At 33.3% G+C, this 21522-nt stretch carries 16 protein-coding genes and 1 pseudogene; 5 read left to right on the plus strand and 12 right to left on the minus strand.

What is annotated here, in order from left to right:
* Positions 1–7 precede the first annotated feature (7 nt).
* From J2Z60_RS06960 to J2Z60_RS07000, 9 genes are all read right to left on the minus strand, one after another.
* Positions 8–496: a PTS sugar transporter subunit IIA gene (locus J2Z60_RS06960; protein ID WP_209686972.1), complete on the minus strand. Its 489-nt coding sequence runs from the start codon at positions 494–496 to the stop codon at positions 8–10.
* Positions 497–697: 201 nt separating this feature from the next.
* Positions 698–2743, minus strand: a complete 2046-nt coding sequence (locus J2Z60_RS06965) for a beta-galactosidase (protein WP_209686973.1) — start codon at positions 2741–2743, stop codon at positions 698–700.
* A 58-nt stretch (positions 2744–2801) separates the two neighbouring features.
* A complete protein-coding gene (locus J2Z60_RS06970; protein WP_209686974.1) occupies positions 2802–5024 on the minus strand; it encodes an alpha-galactosidase in 2223 nt (740 codons plus the stop codon).
* A gap of 9 nt (positions 5025–5033) precedes the next feature.
* Entirely contained in the window at positions 5034–5477 is a 444-nt protein-coding gene (locus J2Z60_RS06975; protein ID WP_209686975.1) for an SRPBCC family protein, read from the minus strand.
* Between the two features lie 20 nt (positions 5478–5497).
* The gene (locus J2Z60_RS06980; protein WP_209686976.1) at positions 5498–6793 is read right to left on the minus strand and encodes a PTS sugar transporter subunit IIC; all 1296 of its coding nucleotides are present in this window, start codon (positions 6791–6793) and stop codon (positions 5498–5500) included.
* Positions 6794–6895: 102 nt separating this feature from the next.
* Positions 6896–7930: a LacI family DNA-binding transcriptional regulator gene (locus J2Z60_RS06985; protein WP_209686977.1), complete on the minus strand. Its 1035-nt coding sequence runs from the start codon at positions 7928–7930 to the stop codon at positions 6896–6898.
* A gap of 545 nt (positions 7931–8475) precedes the next feature.
* Positions 8476–10167, minus strand: a complete 1692-nt coding sequence (locus J2Z60_RS06990) for a carboxylesterase family protein (protein WP_209686978.1) — start codon at positions 10165–10167, stop codon at positions 8476–8478.
* 96 nt (positions 10168–10263) lie between these two features.
* Entirely contained in the window at positions 10264–11079 is an 816-nt protein-coding gene (locus J2Z60_RS06995) for an AraC family transcriptional regulator (RefSeq protein ID WP_209686979.1), read from the minus strand.
* On the minus strand, positions 11076–11888 hold the full coding sequence (locus J2Z60_RS07000; protein ID WP_209686980.1) for a MurR/RpiR family transcriptional regulator: 813 nt from the start codon (positions 11886–11888) through the stop codon (positions 11076–11078). Before J2Z60_RS07000 ends, J2Z60_RS06995 begins: the two co-directional genes overlap by 4 nt.
* A 130-nt stretch (positions 11889–12018) precedes the next feature.
* On the opposite strand from J2Z60_RS07000, the gene J2Z60_RS07005 reads away from it, so the two are divergent.
* Both J2Z60_RS07005 and J2Z60_RS07010 read left to right on the plus strand, forming a co-directional pair.
* The gene (locus tag J2Z60_RS07005; protein ID WP_209686981.1) at positions 12019–12714 is read left to right on the plus strand and encodes an N-acetylmannosamine-6-phosphate 2-epimerase; all 696 of its coding nucleotides are present in this window, start codon (positions 12019–12021) and stop codon (positions 12712–12714) included.
* 27 nt (positions 12715–12741) lie between these two features.
* Positions 12742–14814: a PTS sugar transporter subunit IIABC gene (locus J2Z60_RS07010; protein WP_245328747.1), complete on the plus strand. Its 2073-nt coding sequence runs from the start codon at positions 12742–12744 to the stop codon at positions 14812–14814.
* 86 nt (positions 14815–14900) lie between these two features.
* On the opposite strand, the pseudogene J2Z60_RS07015 reads toward J2Z60_RS07010, so the two are convergent.
* Positions 14901–15281 (minus strand): annotated as a pseudogene (locus J2Z60_RS07015) (SDR family oxidoreductase); the annotation flags it as partial.
* A gap of 172 nt (positions 15282–15453) precedes the next feature.
* Between J2Z60_RS07015 and J2Z60_RS07020 the strand changes: the two are divergent.
* The gene (locus J2Z60_RS07020; protein WP_209686982.1) at positions 15454–16275 is read left to right on the plus strand and encodes an Rpn family recombination-promoting nuclease/putative transposase; all 822 of its coding nucleotides are present in this window, start codon (positions 15454–15456) and stop codon (positions 16273–16275) included.
* Positions 16276–16635: 360 nt separating this feature from the next.
* Positions 16636–17829 carry an ATP-binding protein gene (locus J2Z60_RS07025; RefSeq protein ID WP_209686983.1) on the plus strand — a complete coding sequence of 398 codons (1194 nt, stop codon included), beginning with the start codon at positions 16636–16638 and terminating at the stop codon, positions 17827–17829.
* Positions 17830–17995: 166 nt separating this feature from the next.
* On the opposite strand, the gene J2Z60_RS07030 is transcribed toward J2Z60_RS07025, so the two are convergent.
* Positions 17996–19102 carry an NAD(P)H-dependent flavin oxidoreductase gene (locus tag J2Z60_RS07030; protein ID WP_209686984.1) on the minus strand — a complete coding sequence of 369 codons (1107 nt, stop codon included), beginning with the start codon at positions 19100–19102 and terminating at the stop codon, positions 17996–17998.
* 109 nt (positions 19103–19211) lie between these two features.
* Here J2Z60_RS07030 and J2Z60_RS07035 point away from each other — a divergent pair, with 109 nt between their 5' ends.
* The gene (locus J2Z60_RS07035; protein ID WP_209686985.1) at positions 19212–20159 is read left to right on the plus strand and encodes a LysR family transcriptional regulator; all 948 of its coding nucleotides are present in this window, start codon (positions 19212–19214) and stop codon (positions 20157–20159) included.
* A 189-nt stretch (positions 20160–20348) separates the two neighbouring features.
* Here J2Z60_RS07035 and J2Z60_RS07040 read toward each other — a convergent pair whose 3' ends face one another.
* Complete coding sequence (locus J2Z60_RS07040; protein WP_209686986.1) at positions 20349–21509, minus strand: glycoside hydrolase family 38 C-terminal domain-containing protein; 1161 nt, start codon at positions 21507–21509, stop codon at positions 20349–20351.
* Positions 21510–21522 lie beyond the last annotated feature (13 nt).

Here is a 21522-nt window from a genome sequence, read left to right on the forward strand (position 1 = left end):
CTAACTATTACATTAATTTTTCCTTACTCTTTACTTCGTTATTGTAACCAATATCAAAATTTAATTGTTTGTCCGTTTCCCCAGTAAAAATTACCATTATCGTATTATCCAGTTTGGCATCCTTAAGTTTTTGAGCATCAACGGAAATTAATTTATCACCTCGATTAACCTGATCTCCTTGTTGTGCAAAAGCTTCAAATCCATCTCCTTTTAAATCTACGGTATCAATACCAATGTGTACTAAGATATCTTTCCCAGCTTTAGTATGAATACCTACAGCATGCTTGGTAGCTGGTAATGAAACGATCTTGCCACTCACTGGAGCAAAAATTTCAATAGTTCCTGAACTAACGTCAGGCTTAATTGCAAAGCCATCCCCCATCATCTTTTGCGCAAATACTGGGTCACTAACTGTACTTAAATCAATTAATGTTCCATTAGCTGGCGCAACAACTTCATTAGGATCTGATTTTAACTTTTTCAAAAAAGCAAGCATTTTTAATTTCCTTTCTTAAACACAAAAAACTCTTTAAAGCAATCACAAACAAGACTAGAGTACTATCCTCTAAACCTTCGTTCGTGGTAATGCCTCAAAGAGTTACAATCCAGTTTACGAATTTCTTTGCATTATTCTGTTCGTTTATTATAGTAACACAATCTCTAATAATTATAAAGCGTTTTCAGATAAAAGCTATTTTTATTTTCTCTGAAGATATATCTTAGTCTCGTAGCCATGTATCCTTTCTTTATTACCTATAATCTCTATACCATTAAATAAATCAGCTAATGGTTCCGTAATGTCTAATGACTGTGTGTTTGTAGACCAGTTTTGTACATAGTAATAGCGATATTTTGAATTTTCACGTACTTGAATTGTAATCTGCTTAGTATATTTTCTAATTGGATAATCTGGCTTAATATCAAACTTTAAGACTAAATCATGATAAAACTTTTCAAGAAAATCATAACTTAATCGACAAGCTAAGTAATATCCATATCCTTCACTACATTTATTTTTAGTTATTGCGGCAATATCTTTATAAAAATCATGCTGATAAGTTCCAAGAACTTCTGCACTATGATTAATTAAAGTTTCACAATAATCATATGCGTTGCCAGTAGTATTACCCCATAGAACTGAATTGCTTTGACTAGGATATAATACATCTGTTTCAAGTGGTTCAATTCCGTATACCTCTTGCAATTGCTTGGGCCACTCGTCCATATAGGCTAAAACATTATCGTCAACAACACCCGAGATGTAAGTTCCAACAACTACACCACCGTTTTTAACGTAAGTTCGAAGCTTGTTCATGTAGGCCTCAGACATTAAGAAATGCATAGGATCAATGATTAATTTATATGAGCTGAAATCGTCGTCAGGTCCAATAATATCCACTGGGATATCATTTTCGTAAAAGTAACGATAGTGCTTCTTAATAGTTGTCCAATATTTTTTGTCACTACTATAACTTTCGCAGTTAGCTAACGCCCAATCATTATCATAGCTATATACAATGGCAACTTTCGCTTTAACATAGCTAGTCTTTACGGCGTCTTTTATCTTTAATAGACCTTCTCCAAGCTTTTTAACATCATGGTAAGCACGTGTCATTTGGGGATGGCGGTGCTCAATTACTGCCCCGTGGAACATCTCACTGCTGCCTCGAGAAGCCCTTAATTGAAAGTACAGTGCACCATCTGAGCCATGAGCAATAGCCTGCATCTCTGATAATTCATGCATCCCGGGGCGTTTTGCTCTGTTTACATTTTGCCAATTAACCCTAGATGGGGTTGATTCCATAACTAAGAAGTTTTGATGTTTTAAGCTTCTATAGAAATCATTCAACAAGCTAACCTTCATCCCTACTTGGTAAGTGCTTTGATAATCATTACCCCAATCTGGGTAAGAATCCCAACTAATAATATCCAAATGCTTTGAAATCTTCTGATAATCTAAACCATTAAATACCTTTAATTCTGCACCACCAGCCATCATATTAGTAGTAACAGGAATATTAGGGGTTAGTTTTTTTAAAGGTTCTATTTCATTATCAATAAATGAAATAGATTGATCAGTTACGAATCTGTTCCAATCTAAATTCATTCCTTTATTGCCTGTCTCACTCTTAGGTCCAGGTGCCGTGATTTCATCCCAACTATCATAATAATGACTCCAAAAAGTAGTCCACCATGCATGATTTAAATTATCTAAAGTATGATATTTCCTTTGTAGAAACTTTCTAAAGTTTTCTTGGCATAAATCACAGTAACATACACTAGAATATTCATTTGAAATATGCCAAAGAATTAAGCTTTTGCGCTTACCAAAATGTTTTGCAAGTTTAGTATTTATTTCGTGTACCTTTTGGCGATAAATTGGTGAAGAAATGCAGTGATTATGACGTCCACCAAACTTTCTCCTTATACCATCGCTATCTACCCTTAATACTTCTGGGTATTTTTTGGCTAGCCATGCTGGACGTGCACCTGATGGGGTTGCCAGAATTACATGTCCATGCATTTTTTCAACTCGATCAAAGATATCGTCTAGCCAATCAAAGGTATAGTTTCCTTCTTTAGGTTCTAGCTTTGCCCATGAGAATACACCTACTGTAACAGTGTTAATATTTGCAGCTTTAAATAGTGCAAAATCTTGATTAAGAATTTCAGGTGTATCCAGCCATTGTTCCGGATTGTAGTCTCCACCATGGAGAAATTCATTGATATTTAGTTTTGTCATTTTAATTACCCTTATTTGCGCAAAAAGCTGTGACTTTCATTGTCGCAGCTTTTATAACTTATTTTTCCATTTTAATTTGGTATATATAAGATTGAAAATCACCGATTAATTCAGCTGTGTTCTTATTAGCACCATTAAATTGATATGGTTCACGTAAGCCACGCCTCTTCAGGATTGACCCACTCAGTTTAACTTTATTAACTTGATATTCTCGATCTTGATTAACATTTAGTATAGAAAAGTACCGATTAAGTGCATCATTAGCTCTTGCAAGCTTACGATAAAAGCCAATAATCATATTTTCCTCATTACTTACTTCAAATGCATAAGTATTCTTGTCTTCAATAGGTAAGAGGTTAGAAAATTTACCATTAACTAGCAAATCTCTCTTTTGTTTATACCAGTTGATTTGATTACGAATTTTTTGCTTATCAGAGGGGGAAAGTTTATTTAAGTCAAGTTCGTAACCTAATGGACCAAAACTGGCAAAATCTTGACTAAACTTTAAGTTAGTATTTCTCCCTACCTGTCCATTTGGAATATCAGACACATGATTACTAAAAGTTGATAATGGATAGGCTAGAAGTGTACCTTGCATAATGTCAAGTCTTTCGACCGCATCACTATCATCACTAGGCCAAATTTGAGGGCTATAATACATAATTCCTAAATCATACCTACCTCCACCACTTGCACACCCTTCAATTAATAAATTAGGGAAATTTGTTAGTAATTTACTGTATAGTTCATAAACTCCTTTGATATATCGGTGGAAGAACTCACCTTGTGGTAAGTTCTGCTTTTTCAAGTATGGTGAATATGCCTCAGTAATGTATCGATTCATATCCCACTTAATGTAGTCTACTTTACAATCTTCGATAATTTTGGCCATCTGCTGATAAATATTATCCACTACTTGCGGATTGGAAAAATCTAATACATATTGTCCTCTGCCAATTGCAGCTCTTGAGTAAGGATGGCGCACAATCCAATCTGGATGACTCTTATATAAAGATGTATCAGGAGATATCATTTCAGGCTCAAACCATAATCCAAATTGCATTCCCATTTGGTGTAACTTTTGGCTAAAATGATTTAATCCCCTAGGAAACTTTTTGCGATTAACCGTCCAATCACCCAAAGATGTGTTATCAGTGTCACGATGACCGAACCAACCATCATCTAAAACAAAGCATTCCATCCCTAAAGCTTTACCTTCTTTAGCTAATTGAAGCAGTTTTTCTTCATTAAAGTTAAAGACATAAGCTTCCCAACTATTGATTACAATTGGGCGTTTTTCATATTGCCATTTTCTATCTATTACATATTTTTGAGTAAAATAATGTGTTTCATTCATTAAGCCGTTATAGCCATTTTCAGTAAAAAACATCACTCCTTCCGGTGTTTTAAATGATTGTCCAGGTTTTAATAGCCAACGAAAGCCACTTGGATTAATGCCTGTCATTACCCTCGTAACTCCCCATTCATTCACTTCAGCTTGACTAATGAAGTTACCTGAATATATCAAATTGCTAGCATATATCTTTCCTTGATTAAGTCCAACTTTCTTTTCTGTTAAGGCAATAAATGGATTTTGGTGGTGGCTGCTAGCACCCCGTAAAGATTCAACTTTAGTAATACCTTGAATCAAGGGACGTTTCTTAATGTGACGTTCCTTCAGCCAAGCCCCAGATAACTGCAAAAAATCCCAATTATTATTATCTAAAGTAAATAGGCTGCTTTGCATATTAGTGAGATAAACTATATTTTCTCCTAAGTTCTTTATCTGAGCACTTCTAACAATTGCACTACTATTTTTAAAAATTGTATAGTTTAAAATTAATTCAAGTTGATGTTCTTTATCTACCAACCTAATGCTTAAAGTCTCTGATTCTCCGACTTCTGCATAACTTTTAGGAAAGTCTAAAGTACGTTTTTTTATGTTATTAATCTTATAATCTTCAAACTCAAAACTAGGATAGAGATATTCATTGCCATTATCTAAGTTAATAGCACCTTCACGAAAGTCAGAAGTGCCATTAACAGGAAATTCCGACTCATGATCTGCCAAAGAAAAGTTAGGGATATCAGGAGAATATTTTACAGTACCTGCTGATTTGCTTTTATCACATTTAAGATATTCTAAATCTTCCCGTGTTAACTCTCCTAATTCTCTGCCATAGTAAAGATGTCCTAGTTCACCATTTTCCATGATGTAGAATAGGTAGCTAGTCTTATCGTTATGAAGATGAAAATATTTATTAAAAAGATATTCAATCATTTTATCTGCCTAATTCAGTGCTAAATTTTCTAATTGTTGCATTCTTTTTTTCATGCCACGATTATAGAAAAACTTGTATAGTAATTTCGCCAAGAAAAAGTAACTTTGACCGCGAAAAGTAGTTACATTAGTTCTTTCCGAATAATCTAACTCATTACTTCCATTAGGGCTTTTTTTAAATTTAAATGTTTGAGTAATATCATGATTACCGACTTGATGAGTTACTAATTGAAATTCCTCATTAGGGATAATCTTTGTAACTTCCATTGTCGTTACTGAGTCATGATTTATTTTTGTTTTTAGTGTAGTGTTAATTTTATCCCCTACATGCAGTTCTTTAATACTCTTATCATGCATTTGAAAGTATTCAAGCTGTGTATTCAACAAAGTTTGATACATTTTTTGAGGATCAGCTTTGTAGAAATATCTATAAGTTAAGGTATTAGTATTCATTCTATTAACTCCTCATTCGTCTATTTGGCCATGTTAGCTTGCTCATCTTTTAAGTAAGATTTATCAAGAGCTATTAAGAATGGAACAAAAATGAAGGTCATAACCACTACGTCAACCAATTGTAAAATTGCCCCAGCAATTGAACCTGTCCCAAGCCAACCAGAAATGAAAATAGGTGTTGACCAGACTACTGTAGCACCAATAGGATGAGGTACTAGCCCAATTGCTATTGCAGCATATGAAATTGCTGTAGAAGCCATTGGAGCTAAAATCCATGGTATAAAGGTTATTGGATTCAAAACCATTGGCAATCCATATGTCATAGGTTCAGAAACATTAAAGATAGATGGAACAAGGACCGTCTTCATAGTTGTCTTCATTCTTGCAGAACGTGCAAGCCAAAAGGCAAAGACTATAGCAATACCTAATTGCAAACCTTGACATACGAATACACCCATGAAAGTAGTATTAATAATATGTGGTAAATGATTTGGATCTACACCGTTGCGGTATGCGTTATAGTTTTGAAGTGCTAAAGAATCCATGATAGGCTGAATAATTGAGTTAACTAACAAGGTACCATGAATACCAAACCACCAAAAGAGCTGTGTAAAGAACACTGCAAACAAAACTGCTGGAAGTGTATCACCCAATCCCATTAATGGTTGTTGCAAAACTTTATAAACAAAATCAATCGCATCTTTGTAAGATGTAAGCGTAAATACATAGCGAATAATATTTGCTAACAAAAGTGGTGCAGCACCTGGAATAATGGCAACAAATGATTGTCCAATCATTGGAGGGACTGAATCTGGCATTTTAATAGTAATGTTGGCCATACTAATGCGGCAATATATTTCACAAGAAACAATTGCCACGATAATAGCAACAAACATACCTTGTGCACCCAATTGATTAATTGGGAAAAATGCACCTTGTGTTTTATCATTACCAACTAAAGCAAGCATTAAAAATGATGATAATGATATTGCACCAGCAAATATCTGAGACTGCTTATAGTGCCCTGCTAATTGATAAGCAACACCAAAAGCAATAAACATTGCTGAAATATTCATAGTTGCATTACCAACAGGTGCAAAGAAGTCATTAAAGAACTTTAATACTCCTGGCGACAGAAATTTTGCAAAACCAAAAGTTTGCGGTAAGTTTTGAATAATTACCATGATTGCTCCAAACATTGTAGCTGGAAAAGCAATCATCATTCCATCACGTAAACTAGTTAAATATTTATTTTTTCCAAGCATTGATGCAAACGGTACGAGTCTTTTCTGCATCCAATCTAAAAAACTTTTCATAATGTTCTCCCAAGTTAATGAAATCGCTTACTGTTTACATTTATTATTATAAATGTTTATAATTTGTTTACACAATAACCAAATAAAAAAAGTTATAACTTGCTATAACTTTTCCATAACAGACTCTCTTAAATTAAATTTACTTCGACAAGTAATGACTAATGGCATTGCATTTTCTTCTTCGATCATCATGTCTCTAACTAATCTAACAGCTACATGCCCCATTTGTTTTGAATCCATATATACGCTAGATAGAGCAGGAGTCAAATACCTATTTAACTCAACATCATCAAAGCTGACTACAGAAACTTCTTCTGGAATCTTAATATTATGATTTTTGAGCGCTTTATAAACCCCTAATGCCATTGGATCACTGCCAACTAGAATAGCAGATGGCAATTCTTGACTTTCATTGATAATTTGATTGCAGAGATTATAACCATCTTTTATAGTCCAATTTCTTATATATAGATGTTCGTATTTATTTAATCCTTTCACTTTCATCCAATTAGAATAAGCTAAGGCTCTTTTTTCAACTTCTAAGGGTACAGTTTTTCCTTTAATATCTACTACATTTGCCCTTCCTCCCACATAAACTATATTTCTATGTCCTAGCTTATATAAGTAATTCAATATTTTTGTGGTTTGATTAGTGAAATCATTTTGAATATAAGTACAATCATCTAAAACTGGATCAGCATCTACTAAAACGATATTTTTATTGTAGTTCTTCAATTTTTCAATTGCATCATTGGTCATCTGCCCTACTAAAATAATTGCTCCATATTTAGAAAGTAGATCTAAATTTTTTTCTTTGTCGTGCATTCTAAACACAATATCTGTTTCTAAGCGCCATTTATCAGCTTCTTCAATAATTCCATCATGAATATTTTGAAAATAGGGATCTTGTGCTTCATCTTTTTCAGAATGTCTTAAAATAAGACCTATATTCATTCCTTTATTTTCTTTAGGTCCGGACTTATTTTTTGATTTGTTGTATTTTAATTTTTTAGAAACTTCTATAACTCGCTTTCTAGTATTTTCATTAATATGAAAACTCTTATCGTTATTTAAAATCCTTGAAACACTAGCTGGTGAAACCCCAGCCATTTTTGCAACATCTCTTATACTAGGCATAATTAAATATCTCTTTTTCTATTTTTTGTTTATGTTTACCAAAATATTGTAAACATTATTTCAATTTTTATAAAGATCTATTGCTCAAATATATCATACTAAAATGCATCTCTTACAACTTTTTTCATGTAAGGGATGCATTTACTTCATCTTAATTACTATTATGAGGAGGAGATATTGCAACGCTCTCTTTATATTTAAGCTGATTACTACCCATTTGTTACATAACTTTTTTAAATGTTTAAAAAGTATTATGGTACATCCCCACAAGAGTATCGTAGAAAATATGTGTTATAAAGGAATTAAAACAAGCCATTGAGGGCGCTAACAATGGAGTTTATGGTCATGTCTATGATTCTGTAGAGAAATTTAGAAAGCGAAATTCTGAATAGTGAAAGTAATAATTACTAAACAGTATGATCGCGCTGAAAAGAAAAATGAAGTCCTAAATAATTGCAAACAGGCTATTAATTTAATAAAGCCCGATCCTATCTACCATCGTTAGGACCGGGTTTTATTATAATCTATTATGACACGTTTATATTTTACTTATCAAAATCAGATAAATTATTGTATTTAGTATCTAAACCGTTGCTAAACCAACGACCATTCATAACCTTGCTAATAATATTCTTCTTTTGCGCAGGAGTAACTGAAGTATCTTGATCCATTGCGTTTAAAATATCTTGATCAGTATAAGTTTTAGACTTCATCTTAATTTTTGAATAATCTTTATCAGCATCAATGTTTAACACTGGTGCATTTTGCTTTTTATATGGCTTCCAATCGACGTTATTCTTATTTGAAGAACCGTCTTTAGAGATCATAAAGTTATAGATATAATTTTGGAATGCTGCTAACATTGCACGTGCACCGTCACTCTTGTATGCATCCCCCACTACTAACTTATAACTAGTATTATTAGTATCTAGCATTGGTACAAATACACCATGATAGGCACCATAAGTTGCCATTGTTGGACCAACGACTTTTATGTCATTACCAAAATCTATGTTCATACCATAGATATTAGCCTTATAGCCTTGTTTAAGCATCTTATTAGCCGAATTTTCTACATTAAAACGTCCGTATAATTCACCACCATACTTAAATCCAAATTGATATTGTGGATCAGTAAGCAATTTTCCATCAGCTAAAGTCTTAGCAAAGTATGGGTCATATGCTTCAAATAATGAAAATTCTCTAGATCCAGAAGTCATTACTACCGGAACTTGATTGTACTTTTTGGTATCAAAACCATTCTTAGGAATCACTACACCATCTTTATAAAGATGCGGAAATACAGACATTCTAATACTTGCATTTCCCATTAACTTAGCTAAATCTGAAGCTTTTATGTTGTACAGAAATTTTCTAACTGCTTTTTGATCAGACTTGTTAGTACTTGTTAACCATCTTACAGCTTCCGCTTCTGTCTTTGCTTTACCTGATTTAACAGCTAATGGTGCAATAGCCTTAGCAAAAACTTGTTGGCTCTTAACCGTATCTGACGTAGTCATCCCTCCTGAAAAGGCAATTGCTTTATTAAATTTACCTTTAAAAATTGGAGAAATTAACATTGCCATTACATCACGACCACCAGCAGAAAAGCCAGCTACTGTAACATTATTTTTATTACCACCAAAGTATTTTGCATTTTTTTGAACCCAGGTTAAAGCTTTAGCCATATCTAGCAAAGCATAATTACCTGAATTTTTTTGCTTAGAACCGTTTTTTAATGCAGAAAGCGGATTAAAACCTAATACTCCTAAGCGATAATTAATTGCAATATAAATAGCATCATGTTTCTTAATAAAAGAGGTACCTGGAATTTCTGTAGAAGATCCAGTTTGGTTATTACCACCATGAATATATACGATTACTGGTAGGTTCTTCTTATTAGTATTTGGCCGATAAATATCAAGAGTTAGTGCATTTTTTTCAGAACCACTTACCGTGCCTGAATTATATTGAATAGCGGAAATTGATTTAGTGGTATTTTTCACGCCTTTCCACTTTTTAGGATTATTTGGCGCTTGCCAACGATTCTTTCCTGAAACTGAACCCCCATATGGAATTCCTTTCCACTGCAATACTCCACCATCTTTTTGACCCTTAACTTTACCAAATTGTGTTTGTCGAATAGTTGTTGCTGCTTTAGCTTGATTCATGGTACCTAAACCTATCCCCACTAAAGTAGCTATTACAAAGGAACTACCAATAAGTTTTAATTTCATTTTTAATCTCCTTCAAAGTCTATTTCTTACGCTTTTAAGTTTATATTTGTAAGCGCTTTTAATAAAGGGAGAAAATTGACTTAAAAGGGTCAAAAATTAACTTTTTCGCAACTGATTGGGAGTAATATGATACTTCTTTTTAAACTTATTTCGTAGTGATCGAGTATCAGAAAAACCAACCAACTTAGCGATTTCCTTTATTGATAGATCTGTTCCTTGTATTTGTTCATAAGCATATTTTAAACGAATATCTTGAAGATACTGCATAATGCTAGTACCAGTTTGTTGTTTAAATACACGAGATAGGTAGGCAGCTGAAAATGAAAAATGATCAGAAATACTTTTTAATGTTAACTTCCTTTCATAATATTTTGAAAGATAACTCAAAACTTTCTTACTTAGTTCCTGTAATTTAATATCGTGCATATCTCGATTGCATGTATCTGCCAGACAATATATAAAAAGCAAACTTAATAGTGTCAAAACATGACCATGTTGATTTAATTTCCTAATATTATCTGGTAGATTTCTTGCCTCATAAATAGCATACAATTCTTTTTTTATACTGTTTAAAGCACTTTGCGAACAATTAGACGTTATAAACTGATGATGCAAAAATTGAGGATTATAATTCTCTACTACTTCTATTGGTATCAGTAATACTATCGATTTTCTTTCAGATATATTTTTATAATTGTTGACACTGTGAATTTGACCAGAATTTACAATTATAAATTCATTATCAGTAATAGTGTATGTTTTCCCAGCTACATGGTAATCTGCTTGACCATGAATTGTGTAATCTATTTCAATAGATCTATGCCAGTGTGGTGGTATTTCTAAGCCTAGACCTTCAATGATATTCAGTTTATACGGTAGTCCAGGATCTGTTGTTACTAATTCATGTTTCATTTTTTCTTTTTCATCACAGCTTTTATAGCACGTTGTTTAATAGCATTAGAATCTATTTTACTAATCTTTTCATATCCCCTTGCTAATACATCACATATAAATAGCTGTGATGTCTGTCCAGCAACTGATCCAATTGATGAAAATTCTCCGGCAGCAGTCTGGAGTTTAGCATCACCTAGTTTGGCAATTGGCGAAAGTAATTCATTAGTAATAACAATAATATTTGAACCATTATTTTTAGCTAATTTTAGAGAATCGTAGGTATCTTTGGTATGACCAGACAATGATAAACCTACTACTACATCATCTTTGTTAAGAAGATTACTTACTTGAACTTGTATATGCGGATCAGGTTCAGCATGTGCTATTAATCCAATTCTTAGCCATGTTTTTGCAAAATCACGTGCAGATTCTCCAGAATGGCCAACACCAAATATATAAACATTTTTAGCTTTAATTAACAGGTTTATGGCCTTATCCAATTCCTGCATATTAATTAGACTTCTTGTTTTTTCAATTGCAGTTACAAGCAATGACTCACTTTTATCAATATAATTATCTTGCGATTTTTTATTTTCAGATTCCATAGATTGTTTAGCCAAAGCTATTTTTAAATCTGAGAATCCAGAAAAACCTAATTTTTTGCATAGTCTTATTATTGTTCCATCGCCAGTTGCTGTAACTTTTCCCAGTGCTTTGATAGTATCGTAAATTACTTTATCGTTGTTAGTAATAATATAATTCACTAATTTTTCTTCAGATTTTGTTAATTCATCCCTATGTTGATTTACTATCTGAATAAAATCCATCTAATAACCTCGTTTCCTATTATCCGCATAATAAAGCGGTTACAAAAAATGTTGCATATCATCATGTATAGAGTTAAAATTTATTTGGAGGAAAACTCCAAAAAATATATATTTTGGAGTAAAAAGTGCAATGAAAAAAGAAGAATTTATTCAAAAAATCCATGGTGGATTAATAGTATCTTGTCAAGCTTTACCTGGAGAACCCTTATATACACCCGAAGGTGGAATAATGCCATTAATGGCTAAAGCTGCACAAGAAGCTGGGGCCGTTGGTATAAGAGCAAACTCTGTAAGGGATATCCAACAAATTAAAAAAATTGTTAATTTGCCTATGATCGGCATCATCAAAAAAGATTATCCACCCGAAAAACCTTATATTACAGCAACTATGAAAGAAGTTGATGAATTAGTTGAAACTGGTATTGAAGTGATCGCAATTGATGCAACCCTTAGAAAAAGGCATGACGGGTTAACAATATCCGAATATATCGACAAAATTAAAACAAAATACCCTCATCAGCTATTAATGGGTGATTGTTCTAACTTCAAAGAATGTAAAAACGCCTATGAAGCTGGAGTTGACTTTGTTGGGTCTACTCTTTCAGGCTATACTGATGAAAGTCCTAGATCAGATCATCCTGACTTCGATCTAATTCAAGCAGTTGTAGATGCCGGCATGGATTTAATTGCAGAAGGGAAAATACATACTCCAGAGCAGTTAAAGAAAGTCATAGATATTAACCCAACAGGAATTGTTGTTGGTGGCGCAATTACTCGTCCACTGCAAATTGCTAGAACTTTTACTTCTGTTTTTGATAAAAAATAGCTTTCCTTACGAAAGGAGGAAAATCTGATGTCCAAACGTTCCTCGAAGATTAATCAATCTCTTTCCCAATTGGGTCAAGCTTTTATGCTGCCTATTGCAATCTTACCAGTTGCGGGTCTTTTACTAGGTCTTGGTGGTGCCTTAACCAATGATGCAGCTATTCATACATATTCATGGTTAAATCAACAATGGTTACAAACCATCTTAAAGATTATGAACTTTGCCGGTAATGCTGTGTTCAGTAATTTAGCCTTGATCTTCTCAATTGGATTAGCTGTTGGACTGGCCAAAGGTGATAAAGGCACAGCGGGACTAGCTGGTGGAGTTGCATACCTTGTATATTCTGCTACTATTGCTGGATTCTTGCAATTGTTTAGTCCTAAAAACACCATTGATACGGGAGTTTTAGGTGCAATAGTTATTGGCTCTACAGTAGCTTATCTACATAATCATTATAGAAAAGTGCAATTACCTCAATTTTTAGGATTTTTTGGTGGTTCAAGATTTATACCAATAATTTCATCTTTAGTAGCTATCGTTATTGGCGCAATTTTCTTCGTTATTTGGCCACCAATTCAATCTTGGCTAACATCAGCAGGTTATGCAATTGCTAAAATGGGTAGTTTTGGCAGTTTCTTGTATGGATTTTTATTAAGATTAACTGGTGCAGTTGGATTACACCATACTATATATCCTATGTTTTGGTACACTGCTCTTGGTGGTACTGCAGATGTTGCTGGCAAGACCGTTGTTGGTGCACAGAATATCTTCTTTGCTCAATTAGCTGATCCTAATCATCATGGGCTATTTACTTATGGTACCCGCTTTTTTGCTGGTAGATTTGCTACAATGATGTTTGGCTTGCCAGGCGCTGCCTTAGCTATGTATCTTTGTTTACCAAAGATTAACCGTAAAAAAGACGGCGGTTTATATTTATCAGGTGGTTTAACTTCATTCTTAACTGGTATCACTGAACCTATCGAATATACTTTTTTATTTGTAGCTCCTTGGCTATATGTAATCCATGCCTTCTTAGATGGGGTTTCATTCTATGTTGCTGATATCATGAATATTAGAATTGGGAATTCATTCTCAGGAGGATTCATTGACTATTTACTATTTGGAGTTTTACAAGGACAAGATAAGACTAATTGGCCTAACGTACTCATTATGGGTATAATTTGGTTCTTCTTATACTTCTTCATCTTTACACTATGTATCAAAAAGTTCCATGTTGGAATTCCTGGTATGGAAGTCACGGAAAATAAAGAAGCCGAGTCAATTCTAACCAATTCATCAACAACTGATAATAAACTATTTAATGAATCAGCCGCAATTATTACTGCACTAGGCGGTATTAATAATATTGAAACTGTATCAGCTTGCGCAACTAGGCTTCGTGTGTCACTGAAAGACAATAATATTATCAATGAAGATGTATTTAAAATGTTAGGCGCTCCTGGTGTCTTAAAAGTTGGTAGTGGTATTCAGGCTATCTTTGGTGGTAAAGCAGATATCTATAGTCAAGAAATTAACGACATTCTTACTAACCCCTCTGTATTAGAAAACACAAAATCGATTAATACAGTATCTCCTGCCCCATCTATCAAACCAACAGCAGAAAAGCATAACGAAACAATAAGCTTCTCTGCTCCAGTTAATGGGATATACACTGATTTAGGCAATGTAAAGGATGATGTCTTCTCAAAGAAAATGATGGGCGAAGGATTCGCAATAATACCTTCTGATGGATTAATCTATAGCCCCATAAATGCAAAAATCACTTCAATATTTAAAACAAAGCACGCTATAGGTCTAATTACTGACGATGGCTTAGAGGTATTGTTACACCTAGGTCTTGATACTGTAGAACTTGAAGGAAAGCCATTTGATATTAAAGTAAAGACTGGCGATACTGTTACAACTGAAACTTTAATTGCTCAGATGGATATTGATCAAATAAAGAAACATGGAAAAGATCCTATAGTTCTAACTCTAATAACTAATTCAGCTACAAATGTTGCATCAGTTGTTAAAGAGACATCAAATGGAACTACAGTATCATCTAAAAAGAAAGTATTTGAAGTAAGAACTAAATAATTTTTTTAAAATTGCTTATTTAACATGTTAAAAAGCGGAATCCCAGCTATAGTATAGCCAAGGTTCCGCTTTTTGTGGCTTATTGATTAATGGAATTGCATTCCCCCCCCATCAATCTCTAAAGTTTGACCAGTCATGTAGTCTGAATCGCTACTTGCTAAAAAAGCAACGCCATTTGCCACATCTTCTGGTTTAGACAATCTATTTAATGCTATGCCTTCAGAACAGATTTTTATACCAAATTCATCATCTTTACCTGCTTGCTTCCCTAATTTATGTGCGATACTTCTTAGTAATGGTGTATCTACTTGACCAGGGGCGTAACAATTTACTGTTATTCCTTGTGATGCTAATTCTTTTGCTACCGACTGAGTTATACCACGTACAGCGAATTTCGACCCACTATAAATTACTGATCCATATGAACCCACTACTCCAACTTGTGAACTACAGTTAATTATTTTTCCAATAATTTCTATGTCTATGCGTTTCTTCTTTTTATAGTAATCACTTGACCAAAGCAAGTAAATTGTTCTATTCAATAATTTAACTAATTTAAAAATATTTGCCGTTTTTTGCGTAATTTATGATGGAGGATAAATCTACCTCCTTCCAATAAATTACGAAAGGACGTATCAAATGCTAAGAAGAAGTTATCTAGCCGGTGACTTTAAACAAGATCTGACACTTGATCCAATCTTTGGTTATGTGATGAGCAAGAAAGAAAATTGCTTGCATCTCTTGCAAATGGCACTACCAGAATTAGACATTCAAGAGATCGTTGACATCTCACCGCAAAAGCCGATTGACCTGAACTTATTTGAAAAGACATCAAGACTAGATGTCTATGCTAAGGATAAGCAAGAGCGAGTTTATGATATTGAGATGCAGAACTTGCCGGTTGATTTTTTGACTAGGAGGGCTTGGTATTATCTACGGCAGTTAAATATACCTAAGCCCGGAGAAAATTATGACCACGTTAAGGCATCATATGTGATCTTCTTTTGTATGTTTGATCCCTTTAATGAGGATAGAGCAGCTTACAGATTTGACTTTACTGAACAAAGAAATCATAATTTAACTATAGAGAATGTAGGACATTTGTTATTCTTTAATGCAAAGGGCAAGGATAGAAACAATATAACACCGCAAATGGCGGAATTCTTAGATTATTTAAATGGTCAAGTATCTAAGAAGCCAAGTAAGTATATCATTCAACTAAATGACGACATTAAAGAATACACGAGTAAATCGGAATGGGGCGAGATTATGAATCAGATTGCTTTAATGAGAGAGAATATTCAAGAAGATGATAGACGTGAGGCTGTATCAAAAATGATTGAATTATGCCGTGAAGATTTTAATCTTGATGATAACAAGATATTATCATTATTGACTAAAAGATATGGTGATGACTTCACTAAAGATCAACTTCAAGAGATGATTGAACAGACCAAATAAAATTATTAAGGCGGCTGAAAAGTCGCCTTTTTTATCAACAATGTTTACTGTGGTGCGGCAACTATCCTGCTTAATTTCCATCATCAAGTATTCCAATACTCCCTTTTCAATTACAGCTTTATTGATGTTCTCAATTTGCTTTTCACACAAACACTGCATTATATCATTCTGTATATACGTCAGCTATTTACTTGACTAAGGTTGCATTTATATTACTTTATGTAAAAATATCGTCTTTAATCGATAAACTATTCGTTTTAATATTTTTTATCTATTATAGTCGATAAAAAATATATTTTTTTGATTTTATAGAATATATTAGATAAAATTTAAGTAAAATATCCATGATGGAGTAATAAAATGATACAAAGACCTAGTTACATGAAATTTTTTAATGAGTTTAAGGATTCTGAATTTATTAAAGTGATTACAGGAGTTCGACGCTCAGGAAAAACATATCTAATGAATATGTTTATTGATGAACTTAAGAAGTCTGGTGTAAAAGATGACCAAATTATTCATATTAATTTTGAAAGTATGCAATATTCTAAAATTCATACGGCACAAGATTTATACGATTATGTAAGTGTCAGAAAATTAGACGATCAGAAAAATTATTTATTTTTTGATGAAATTCAATACGTTAATGAATGGGAAAAAGCCATTAATAGTTTTCGGATTGACTTTGATTCAGATATTTATGTTACTGGTTCTAATTCACATTTACTTTCAGGAGAATTGGCAACACTATTATCTGGTAGATATGTTCAGCTGACTATTTATCCAATTTCATTTGCGGAGTTTTTTAATTATAAAAATGGTCAATACTTCCAAGAAAATGAACTATTCGAACAATATCTTCAAGTTGGTGGCTTTCCTAATTCAATCCTAGCGCCAAGTGAGGAGTTTCGTAACACTGTATTGCACGATATTTTTAATACAATTATGTATCGCGATGTAGCACTACGTTCCACTGTCAAGAATGAACGAGCAATTACTGTGCTTGCAGAATATATGATGAGCGAAGTTGGAAACTCCGTTTCAGCAAACAAGATAGCCAATAATTTAAAATCTAGCGGCTTTAAAATTAGTACAGATACTGTTATTTCATATATGAATCTTTTAGAACAAGCATTTATATTCTATAAGGCTCGCAGATATGATCTTCGTGGTAAAAAGTGGTTACAAACTTTAGGAAAGTATTATGTAGTCGATAATACTTTACGCAATATTCAACTTAATCGTTCTTCTCACGATAATTTAGGGCATACTTTAGAAAATATTGTTTATATTGAGTTATTGCGACGTGGATATCAAGTTGATGTGGGAAATTATGATAATAAAGAAATAAATTTTATCGCACGCAAAGGCGAAAAAATTGAGTACTATCAAGTAACTTTGCAATTACCCGTTGGTAGCAATCGTGAAACTGATAATCTACGATTTATTCCAGATGGCTACCCAAAAACAGTACTGTCTCTTAATGCTAATGATGAAGGCGTTATTGATGGCATTCAGGTTAAGTATGTTCTTGACTGGCTTTTAGGAAAATAAAAACTTAAATTAAGGTATAAATGTTGTATAGTAAGTGACTTTCAGATCATTTACTATATTTTTTTAATTGTCTAACTTTCTGAACATAAAAAAATCCTACCCCCCCGTGGATAAATTTATATATTTGGGAGGTAGGATTGTATCAACTCTTTTATTGCTTTATCTATTATCTTGCATCCTCAGGTATACCAGCATAAAGTCTATTTACGATTACTTCTACTGGTTCAATTTCATGAATCATAGAGATACCTAAGCCAAATGAAGCAATACCTTTATCTAGCTTGCCGAATAACATACCTTGACGCAAGTCGTCATAGCCACCAGCTGCATCCCAGATTTCATTAGCTGTAGCTCCTGCTTTATCCATTTCAACTAATTTATCTGGTAATTCACCTGAAAGTGAACGATAGAAACTATTAGGTGCTCTAAACATTAACATTTCTTCCGCATTTGTAGTTAACATTCTTTCTTTAATATTCTGAGCCATTGGTGCTTCTTTAGATGCCAAAAACGCTGTCCCAGCATAAATTCCTTCAGCTCCAAGTGCAAAAGCAGCCTTAGCGGTTCTTTCATCAGTAATACCACCTGCGGCAATTACAGGCACCTTATCTTCAGTAGCATCAACTGCCATTGGAATTGCAGAGAACGTCCCTACTGTCTTGCTAGGAACTGTACCACCTTCGTCAAAGCCGGTCGCGATAATTGCATCAACACCGCCTTTAATAGCGTTTTTTATTACAGTTGGCTCTGGATCCATTGGTCTAAATAAGACTTTTATTCCAGCATCATGGAAGCGCTCTACCCAACCAGGGATAAAAATTCCACTCCACATTACAACCTTAATATTCTCTTCTTTAGCTAAATTTAAAAGACCATTGGTTAATAGATCTGCATCTAAACCGAGTTCTTCATTACTATTTTTATCTGCTGATAAAATAGCTTTACCTAAATCCTTTATATCAGTTGTTTTATCGCTGTTCTGACTAGCTCCTGAACTAGTATCTACTGTCTTTTTCTTAATTGGCATTGGACTAATTGTTAACCCAAATGGCTTATTGGTTAGCTTCTTTGTCTTTTCAATTTCTTGCTTAGTAAAAGCTAAACTCTTTTCAATATTAGCTTCATAATGATCTATGCCTGCAGACATACCAATGATACCTAAACCACCCGCATTTGAAACTGCAGCAACTAATTTTGCATCTGTTAAATAAAACATTGAAGCTTGAATGATCGGCTTTTCAGTTCCGATAACTTTTGTAACTCGATTTACCAAGGTTATAACCTCCTATTTATAATCATCTTTCTAAATGATATTATAATAGTTAGTAAGCGCTTAATCTAATAACTATTGAGCTAGTAATTATAACTAAAAAGGAATAATCATGAGTAAAAGAATACTATATCAAATCTTACAAGCAACGCAATACTCTAAAACCATATCTGAAATTGCAGAAAAGCTTTATTTTAGCCAACCTTATTTGTCAAAAGTACTTAAAAATGCCGAAAAAGAATATGGCGTAACTCTAATTAAAAGAAATACTACACCTATTTCGCTAACTAATTCTGGTCTAATTGTTTTACAACACCTCCAAGTAATTTTAAAGACTGAAGATGACTTAGAACACGCTCTAAAAAATCAAATTACTACTATGTCAATTAAAATACTAGTAACTAATCCATTTCTGTATGATTTAGTTCTAGATTTAATGACACCATACATATTGGAAAATTCAAATATAGCTTTTGAAATTAATGCTTATCCAATAACTAACAGTTTAAAAGCAATTCAAGATCATAGTTTTGACATTGCAATTGGTCGACGATACATAGATGAACAAGTAATTACCAAAAAAATTCCTCAAAATCAGGTTTTCACATTTATATCCAATAGTTGTGAAGTTTATGATTCAAGTAAATTAATTTTGCCTTTCAAATCTGAATATTTAGAAAGCCTAAAAGATGCTAGCTTTGTAGCTCCCGAAAATTCTGATGGCATTCAAAATTATATCCTTAATCGATTTACTGAAGTAGGCATTCAAGTAAAAAATACTATCAAAGTTGATACTGTTAGTCATGCATGCTTAATGGCCAAGTCCTTAGGACATACTGCAATGACTCTAGTTAGCAATTATGTTGCTGAAAAAATTGCTGGCAAAAACAACTATAACTTAATGGCTTTACCTGATGATACCCTGCACTTAGACAATGCCATCATGACTAATCAAGAATCACGACTTGAGGTTAAAAAGCTAGCTCAATATTTACAACGAGAAATTACTAGTCAAATTAATCAAGAAAACGAGTTACTCACACTTTCGACTGCATACTAAAAGCATCCCCTTTAGAAATTATCGAGGATGCTTAGCTTGCACGTTAAGATCAGCTCTTATAGTCTTTTATTAATTTATCGATTTTTTACTAGCTCTTTGTCAGTCTTTTTCTATTTTAAGTATTCGGACCAAGCGCCATAATAAATATTTATATTCAGACCAGTCATTCGAGTTAACTGCTCAAATTATTTAATCAATTTGCTTAATAAAAGTTGCCATGCTATATGGTTCTATTATAAAGGATTGCTCAATATTATCTTCTAAGGCATTAGTTTGAATGTAGCCTTGATCTTTTAATTGATCTACAGCAACATCTTTATCAGACATGTTAGATAATCTTAAGACATAATGATCTTTTACAGAATATGCAGGATATATGGCTGATACTTCACAAGGCAAGTCAAGATTCAGCCAACTTTCATTTTCTGTAATCTCTGGTAGATTATCAGGAAATTCAATATCCCAAATTTTATTGTCTAAGCGATTTACAAATAAATTATACTTTTGCATTTGATATGAAACCGATGGACTAAGCCATTCATAAACAGAATGAGCAATATTAGCATCATTTAAATCCTTGCTATCAAATGCTTCTAAACCAAACTCAAAAACATTTTTGCCTAATTCTTGAGCCATTGGTGTCGGCGTCATAGTATGCCCAACTGAAGTTGTATCACCTGATGCACGTCCAGGTCTCCAAATAAGGTTAGGCTTGCCTAATTCACCGGTTGTTGCCATTAAAGTAATAAACACGCTATTGCCAATTTTTTCATATTCCTTTTCACCTTTGGCTAAGAAATAAAGCCCCCTTTCATTATCTTGAATACCTACTGACTTATCAAAAATATAAATATTAACTGGCTTTTCAACGAATTCATCGTTCCAGTTATCATTAATTGGTAAGTTTTCAGTATTCCTAAATCCGCCTTGAATTTGTGCATGAACAAATTTAGATTCAATACCAGTATTAAGTGCTAAGCGCAGACGATGAGAAAGCACCGTATTTTCAACTGTCAACTTACCTGATACAGCTTTGCTGGAAGAATTTAATGATAATTCAAGAATATATTGAACCTTCTTAGTTCTACCCGAATCATTGTTTCTGTCTTCAAGATCATAAGGAAGAACCCATTCACCCTTCAACACAAGCTTTTGATTATCATTAGCAGCATAAGCCTTAATCTCGCCATTCCAATCAAGTTTAACTTCGCGATCACCTCTTAACGGTGAAAAGTCATAGGTATCGCCATCATTTGCTTGATCATGCAGAGTAATGACATCTTTATATTCATGTTTATTACTCTTTAAGTTAAATTTACCATCTTCAAAGCTTTGGGTAACTAATTTCAAAAAAACATTTTAC

The organism is Lactobacillus colini (genome assembly GCF_017874575.1).
Lineage (GTDB): Bacteria > Bacillota > Bacilli > Lactobacillales > Lactobacillaceae > Lactobacillus > Lactobacillus colini.

What these genes read in the sequence shown, in the direction of transcription:
- J2Z60_RS07035 (WP_209686985.1), top strand. Translation starts at nt 19,212, where the DNA reads ATGAGTAAAAGAATACTATATCAAATCTTACAAGCAACGCAATACTCT.
- J2Z60_RS07010 (WP_245328747.1), top strand. Translation starts at nt 12,742, where the DNA reads ATGTCCAAACGTTCCTCGAAGATTAATCAATCTCTTTCCCAATTGGGT.
- J2Z60_RS06970 (WP_209686974.1), bottom strand. Translation starts at nt 5,024, where the DNA reads ATGATTGAATATCTTTTTAATAAATATTTTCATCTTCATAACGATAAG.
- J2Z60_RS07020 (WP_209686982.1), top strand. Translation starts at nt 15,454, where the DNA reads ATGCTAAGAAGAAGTTATCTAGCCGGTGACTTTAAACAAGATCTGACA.
- J2Z60_RS06985 (WP_209686977.1), bottom strand. Translation starts at nt 7,930, where the DNA reads ATGCCTAGTATAAGAGATGTTGCAAAAATGGCTGGGGTTTCACCAGCT.
- J2Z60_RS06980 (WP_209686976.1), bottom strand. Translation starts at nt 6,793, where the DNA reads ATGAAAAGTTTTTTAGATTGGATGCAGAAAAGACTCGTACCGTTTGCA.
- J2Z60_RS06975 (WP_209686975.1), bottom strand. Translation starts at nt 5,477, where the DNA reads ATGAATACTAATACCTTAACTTATAGATATTTCTACAAAGCTGATCCT.
- J2Z60_RS06995 (WP_209686979.1), bottom strand. Translation starts at nt 11,079, where the DNA reads ATGAAACATGAATTAGTAACAACAGATCCTGGACTACCGTATAAACTG.
- J2Z60_RS07000 (WP_209686980.1), bottom strand. Translation starts at nt 11,888, where the DNA reads ATGGATTTTATTCAGATAGTAAATCAACATAGGGATGAATTAACAAAA.
- J2Z60_RS06990 (WP_209686978.1), bottom strand. Translation starts at nt 10,167, where the DNA reads ATGAAATTAAAACTTATTGGTAGTTCCTTTGTAATAGCTACTTTAGTG.
- J2Z60_RS07025 (WP_209686983.1), top strand. Translation starts at nt 16,636, where the DNA reads ATGATACAAAGACCTAGTTACATGAAATTTTTTAATGAGTTTAAGGAT.
- J2Z60_RS06965 (WP_209686973.1), bottom strand. Translation starts at nt 2,743, where the DNA reads ATGACAAAACTAAATATCAATGAATTTCTCCATGGTGGAGACTACAAT.
- J2Z60_RS07005 (WP_209686981.1), top strand. Translation starts at nt 12,019, where the DNA reads ATGAAAAAAGAAGAATTTATTCAAAAAATCCATGGTGGATTAATAGTA.
- J2Z60_RS06960 (WP_209686972.1), bottom strand. Translation starts at nt 496, where the DNA reads ATGCTTGCTTTTTTGAAAAAGTTAAAATCAGATCCTAATGAAGTTGTT.